The organism is Actinomycetota bacterium, from assembly GCA_036280995.1.
In the GTDB taxonomy this organism is placed as follows: domain Bacteria; phylum Actinomycetota; class CALGFH01; order CALGFH01; family CALGFH01; genus CALGFH01.
Genome location: DASUPQ010000909.1, coordinates 1 through 2164 on the forward strand (window position 1 = coordinate 1; position 2164 = coordinate 2164).

At 68.8% G+C, this 2164-nt stretch carries 2 protein-coding genes; one reads left to right on the forward strand and one right to left on the reverse strand.

The window, feature by feature from the left end:
- Positions 1–191: aminotransferase class III-fold pyridoxal phosphate-dependent enzyme (locus tag VF468_30310; protein HEX5882579.1), on the forward strand; the 191-nt coding region annotated here is incomplete at its 5' end.
- A 184-nt stretch (positions 192–375) separates the two neighbouring features.
- Here the strand turns inward: VF468_30310 and VF468_30315 are convergent.
- Entirely contained in the window at positions 376–1974 is a 1599-nt protein-coding gene (locus VF468_30315) for an IS1182 family transposase (protein HEX5882580.1), read from the reverse strand.
- Between the last annotated feature and the right edge of the window lie 190 nt (positions 1975–2164).

A 2164-nucleotide genomic window follows, 5' to 3' on the forward strand; every position in this document is an offset into this window, starting at 1 on the left:
GGCCGGGCACCACGGAGCCCGATGCCGGCCTGACCAAGGCACTGTTGGCCGGAGCGCACGCGGCCGGCGTAATCGTGTTGTCCTGCGGCACATTTGGCAACGTCTTGCGCTTCCTGCCGCCGTTGACCATCAGCGACGACCTGCTCACCGAGGGCCTCGACGTGCTCGCCCTGGTCCTCGCCGACCTCTAGGAGGCCGCTGAACAAGGCGGTTCGGGGATCCGGCCTTCGCACGGGCCGAGAGCGAAATTCGCGTGCGGGCGCATGCGAAGGCGGATCATGGCGGAGGAAGAGCTGCCCGGACCGTGTCGGACCGCGTGGGCGGCTGGTGAAGTCCGGCCTGGACCCGGTGACGGCATCGATCGGAGCCGCCTTTTCAGGCGGTCTGCGGCGCCAGGGCCCAGACTCCTGCCGTGCGGGTGAGGCCACGGCCGACAAGGTTGCGTAGATTGAGCCCGGCGGTGCGGCGGGTGAGCCAGGCGTGGTTCCTGTCGGTGCCGCGATAGCGCAGTTTGAGGCGACGGCCGCCGCGGCTGGCGATCTGGGAGACGACCCGTTCCACGTTGGGGCGAAACGCCCGGTACTGCTGCCGCAGTTCGGGTTTGGCAGCCCAGTCGGCGCGGGCACGGCGGAGCAGGTTGTCACGCTCGTGCAGGTTGATGGTGCGGCCGGTCTTGGAAGTGGTGCAGCGCGCGGCGAGCGGGCAGTCGCGGCACAGTGCGCCGAAGACCACGTTACGGGTCTTGGTGATCGGGCGGGTGTTGCCGGCCGGGCAGGTCACGGTGGCGGCGGGCTCGTCGACGGTGAAGTCGTCCACGGTGAATCCACCCGCGACCGCAGCAGGGATCGGCCTGGGCTTGATCACCGCGTCGTGTCCGGCATCATGGATCGCGCCACGCAGATCCCCTGTGCCGTAAGCGCAATCGCCGTACCACTCCGGCGTGCGGGCCTCACCGTCGCCGGTGCCGCCGCCGGCGGCGACGAACTTCTCCGCCACCGCCGAATCGGAGTTCTCCGTGCCGGCGGCCTTGGTGAGCGCCTCGTCGGTGATGATCGCGGTCTCCGGCTCGGCCACCACGTGCGCCCGAAACCCGTCGCGGCGGGCCTCCGGCGACTTACGGGTGTGCCGGGCGTCGGGGTCCACCGTCGAGATCACCCGGTCGGGGGCCACCTTGCGGGCGATGCGCCAGCGCCCGTCGGTGCCGTCGGATCCCTCGGCCGGTTCGACATCCTGCCCGGCGACCAACGCCAGCAACCCCACCGCCGCGGCCACCGGCTCCTCGGCCTCGTCCGGGTCCACGGCGAGCGCCTCCAGCAGTGCGTTCGCATCGTTGACCAACGCCGAGACCAGCGCGTCCTTCGCGCCGGGCTCGTCCCAGTCGATCGACGGCTTACCGGAGCGGCTGTAGTCGTGACCCGTGCACACCGCCACGATCTGCTCGGCGGCACCGGGCACGGTCCGCCCGACCCGCCGGATCGCCGAAATGAGCTGGGTGATGGTGTCCTGGGTGGCGACCGCGTCGGCCAGGATGGTGGAATCCACCGCGCGTTTGCGGCGGTCACGCAAGATCCCGGTCTCGGCGACGACCTTGCGCACCGCCTCGTTGATCCGGTGCGGCCGCTGCGACTTGGCCAGCCGTCTACGCCAGTACACCAGAGTGGTCGGGTCGAATCCGTTGTGGTCCAAAGCCATTCCGGTCGCGACCTTCCACCGCAGATCGCACCGGGCCGCCTCGGCTGCCTCCCGGTCGGACAGATCATGCAACGTCTGCAGCACCAGGATCGAGGCCATCACCGAGCCCGGGATCGACGGCCGTCCCCACCCCGAGGGGAACAGGTCCTCGAACTCCTTGTCACAGAACAAGTCCTGGCGGTGCGCAGCCAGGAACGCGAACATGCTGCCGTCAGGCACCAGATGGCCGACCAGAGCCTCCGCGTCCAACAGTTCCCGATCCGCCCGCTCCACACCCTGCATGAACCTATTTTCCCAGCTCAGGCCAATATCCCTGGGCGGCACGCCGATTATTCAGCGGCCTCCTAGCCGTGGTGGGCTGCGCGTGTGGCGGAGTTGGCGCACCAGCGATCAAGCAATGCAATCGCGATACCGCTGACTTTGCTTGAGCTGCAATGTAATCGCTACGCACGTTGCCACCAATAATGTCATT

Excerpts from the sequence above, each read along its gene's own strand:
- VF468_30315 (HEX5882580.1), bottom strand. The coding sequence starts at position 1,974 with ATGCAGGGTGTGGAGCGGGCGGATCGGGAACTGTTGGACGCGGAGGCT.